Consider the following 3,910-nt stretch of genomic DNA (forward strand, 5'->3'; position numbering starts at 1 on the left):
TTCATAAAAACCTTTTTTATAGGCGGAGCGGATGCCGTTGACGTTGGCAGAGATGATTTTCAACATAAGATTTGAGTGATTTTTAAAAACGGATAATAGGATTGAGGTTTTCAGACGGCCTGCAAGTCATAAACAAATACTTTGGAATTGCGGCCGTTGGCATTGTATTCCTGCCGGCGTTCGGCAGGCAGGTCATCGGCTAAGGCCGTCTGAAAGCCTCGTTCGACAAACCATTCGCCCGTATGCGTGGATAAGGCAAAGAGCGTTTTAATATTTAAGGCGCGTGCTTTTTGAAACAGATGTTCCAACAGCAATTCGCCGTAGCCGCCATCACGCGCTTCGGGCGACACCACCAGGCAGGCCAATTCGCCGCAGTCCGGTTCGGAAAAGGTTTTCAACGCCACGCAGCCGTAAATGTTTTGATCGTGTTCCAATACGGAAAAACTAGAAATATGGTTTTCCAAATACTCGCGGCTGCGGTGTAACAAGATGCCTTGTTCCGCCAACGGACGGATTAAGGCGATGATGTGCGGAATGTCGTCGCTGCGTGCCTGACGGATGGAAACAAACGGCTCACGGGCAATAGATGTACCGCTGCCCTCGCGGGTAAACAGCTCGCGCAACAGGCTGCCGTCTTCACGGCCGTTGAGAATCTGCACCCGCGATACGCCGTTTTCCAACGCGCCTACCGCCGCATGCAGCAAATCGGCCGGCACATCGGGATTGTCGTGTATCAGCTCCTGCACTTCGCCGACAGACAAAGTATTGGCCAAAGAGCCGTCGGCACGACGAATACCGGCTTCTTCGGTCAAGAAAACCAGCTTCTCCGCCTGCAAAGCCATGGCCACTTCCTGCGCGGTTTCGCACATACTCAGATTGAAGGTTTTGCCGCTGTACGAATGTCCCAAAGGACTGATAAGCACCACGGCACCGCCATCCAAACGCAAACGGATTTCTTCCGCGTCGATTTTGCGGACGGTACCGGTATAGCCCATGTCCACGCCGTCGATAACGCCCAACGGACGGGCGGTAATAAAGTTGCCGCACGCGATAACCGGCGGCTTGCTCCGTTGCTGCGCAGATACGCTGCTGAACAAGGCGGCTTCCACATCGCTGCGGATAATCCCCGCCACCTGCTTCACTTCCATCAAAGTCGCTTCATCGGTAATCCGACGGCTGCCGCTGTATTTCGGAACAAAATTCCGACCCGAAGCCAATTTGTCGAGCAAATGCCGCAAACCGTGTACCAAGACCAAACGCAAGCCCAAGCTGGCCAACAGATTCAAATCTGCGGCCAAACGAATTAGGGTTTCGCCTTCCAACAGGCTGTCGGTCACGCCGACCACCATGGTTTTGCCGCGCAAATATTGAATATAGGGCGCGGCTTCGCGAAAGCTGGCAACAAAATGGGCGATGTTACTCATAGCAAGGCAAGATAAAAGAGTTGCATAATCAAAACCGTCAGCGCAATCAGCGATGCCAACGTCCAGTTGAAACCGTCCTTGCGCGTTTTGACCACCGCCTGCTCTTCCGCCTTAGGCTCTTCCTTGAGCGCGCTATTGAGCAAATCGGAAATTTCTTTGCGCGAGAGTTTGGAATGCTTGAGAATTTGCGCACCGATGTTATGCACGAGGCGCACATCTGTTACCGCCACAGGCAAATGGGCCGGATCGGACGGCAGGTTGCCCGACAGATAATCCTTGGCCTTAAACATCCCCGAACAACGCGTGCAGACCACGAAACCCTGCGCCACGTTCAACTGGGCATCTTTCACCCAATGCGGTGTTTTACAATGAGGACAAGAACAAGCAGGCATGAGTATTTTCCGTAAGTGTATTAAATCAAAAATATATTTTAGCTAATGTTTCAGGCCGTCTGAAAACTGTTTCAGACGACCTGAGCATGATGTTATGGTTTAAACCGCGCCGTAACGTTCGCGATAGGCTTTGACCGGCTCGAAAAAGCCTCCAAATTCGGCATTGTTTTGCAAGAGCGTGAACAAATCGTTCAAATTGGCAATCGAAACCACCGGCAGGCCGTATTGTTTTTCGACTTCCTGCACCGCCGACAATTCGCCCGTGCCTTTTTCCATACGGTCGAGCGCAATGGCCACTGCGGCAGGCGTTGCGCCTTCGGCCTCAATCAGTTTGACCGACTCGCGCACGGATGTGCCGGCGGAAATCACATCATCGATAATCAGCACGCGGCCTTTCAAAGGCGCGCCTACCAACACACCGCCCTCGCCGTGGTCTTTGGCTTCTTTGCGGTTGTAGGCAAACGGTACGTTTACGCCTTTTTCCGCCAACATCATCGCTGTTGCCGCCGCCAAAATAATGCCTTTATAGGCCGGGCCGAACAGCATGTCGAACTTCACGCCGCTGGCAATAATGGCCTCGGCGTAAAACTTCGCCAGCTGCAAAGTCGATGCGCCGTCATTGAACAAACCGGCATTGAAAAAATAAGGCGACTGACGGCCGGCCTTGGTCGTAAATTCGCCGAATTTCAACACGTTTTGTGCCAAAGCGAATTTGAGGAAGTCTTGACGGAAATCGGACATTTGGGTTCTCCCGAAAGATGTTGATTTATCAAAGAAACGATTATAAAGGATTCATGCGGAAAAATCAGGCCGTCTGAAAGCAGGTTCAACTCGCTTTAAACCGACTTGCCCTATTCCCTTTCAAACTGACAAGGCGACATTACCGTCTTATCCCGGCAATCAAAACGGATTATTCCCGATGATACGGATGATTGTGCAAAATCGAAACGGCGCGATAAAGCTGCTCGGTCAGTAAAACGCGCACCATGCCGTGCGGCAAGGTCAGGCTGGAAAGGCGCATCATCATATTTGCCTGCTGTTTCAAACGGTCGGTCATGCCGTCTGCGCCGCCGATAATAAAGCAGACGTGTTCGCCGTTTTGCTGCCAGCTTTTCAAATGTTGCGCCAATTCAACCGAAGTCGGCGCTTTGCCGCGCTCGTCCAATACCACCAAAAACGCGCCCTGCGGTATGGCTTCCAACAGGCGTTTTTCTTCAGCCACCATGCCCTGAGCCGCATTCACACCCGCGCCGCGTTTCTCTGGCTTGATTTCTTTCAGCGCATAATTGACATCGCGCCCGAAGCGTTTGGCGTACTCGCCGACGGCTTCATCCACCCAACGCGGCATTTTCGTGCCGACAGCCAAGACGGTGATATTCATGGAGTATCCTTTGTTATCGAATTGTCGGTTGGGCACTATGGTCAAGCAAGCCCTTAACCTTTTCAAACCATGAGCCAATGACCACGCAACCGACTGAAAATAAAAGGCCGCCTAAAAGCCGAATGTATCCCGTTCGGCTGTTTCAGACGGCCTTTCAATGATTAGCAGTGAACCAGTGTACCTTCGTTTTCGCCGGTTACCACGCGTTTGAGTGAGCCTTCTTTAGCAATGCCGAATACCACGATATTGAGTTTGCGTTCGCGGCAGAGGGCGAAAGCGGTGGCATCCATCACTTTGAGATTCTTCAACAAGGCTTCGTCAAAAGTAATGGTTTCGTAGCGTGTTGCAGATGGGTCTTTTTTCGGGTCTGCGGTGTACACGCCGTCGACGTTGGTGGCTTTGAGCATCACGTCGCAGTTCATTTCCGCACCGCGCAATGCAGCGGCAGTGTCGGTCGTGAAGAACGGGTTACCGGTACCGGCGGCGAAAATCACGACTTTGCCTTCTTCCAAATATTGAATGGCTTTAGGACGGGCGTAAGTTTCAGCGATTTGTTGCATGGAAAGTGCGGATTGAACACGCGCTTTGATGCCCAAGGTTTCAAATGCGTCTTTGAGTGCCAACGCGTTCATCACGGTTGCCATCATGCCCATGTAGTCGGCAGTGGCGCGGTCCATGCTGCCTGCTTGTGCAGATACGCCGCGGAAAATGTT

General features: G+C 52.1%; 5 protein-coding genes. All 5 read right to left on the reverse strand.

The window, feature by feature from the left end; translation table 11 throughout:
- Positions 1-110 precede the first annotated feature (110 nt).
- Positions 111-1,424, reverse strand: a complete 1,314-nt coding sequence (gene argA, locus ACTHSP_RS18515; RefSeq protein ID WP_314512394.1) for an amino-acid N-acetyltransferase — start codon at positions 1,422-1,424, stop codon at positions 111-113.
- On the reverse strand, positions 1,421-1,816 hold the full coding sequence (locus tag ACTHSP_RS18520; protein WP_314512392.1) for an MJ0042-type zinc finger domain-containing protein: 396 nt from the start codon (positions 1,814-1,816) through the stop codon (positions 1,421-1,423). The genes argA and ACTHSP_RS18520 overlap by 4 nt, the downstream gene beginning before the upstream one ends.
- Before the next feature lie 99 nt (positions 1,817-1,915).
- Positions 1,916-2,557: an orotate phosphoribosyltransferase gene (gene pyrE / locus ACTHSP_RS18525; RefSeq protein ID WP_003682682.1), complete on the reverse strand. Its 642-nt coding sequence runs from the start codon at positions 2,555-2,557 to the stop codon at positions 1,916-1,918.
- 169 nt (positions 2,558-2,726) lie between these two features.
- Positions 2,727-3,197 carry a 23S rRNA (pseudouridine(1915)-N(3))-methyltransferase RlmH gene (gene rlmH / locus ACTHSP_RS18530; protein WP_003749419.1) on the reverse strand — a complete coding sequence of 157 codons (471 nt, stop codon included), beginning with the start codon at positions 3,195-3,197 and terminating at the stop codon, positions 2,727-2,729.
- Between the two features lie 161 nt (positions 3,198-3,358).
- On the reverse strand, positions 3,359-3,910 hold a 552-nt coding region (pyrH, locus tag ACTHSP_RS18535; RefSeq protein ID WP_440346635.1), incomplete at its 5' end, for a UMP kinase.

It is taken from the genome of Neisseria sp. P0001.S005 (assembly GCF_051963715.1).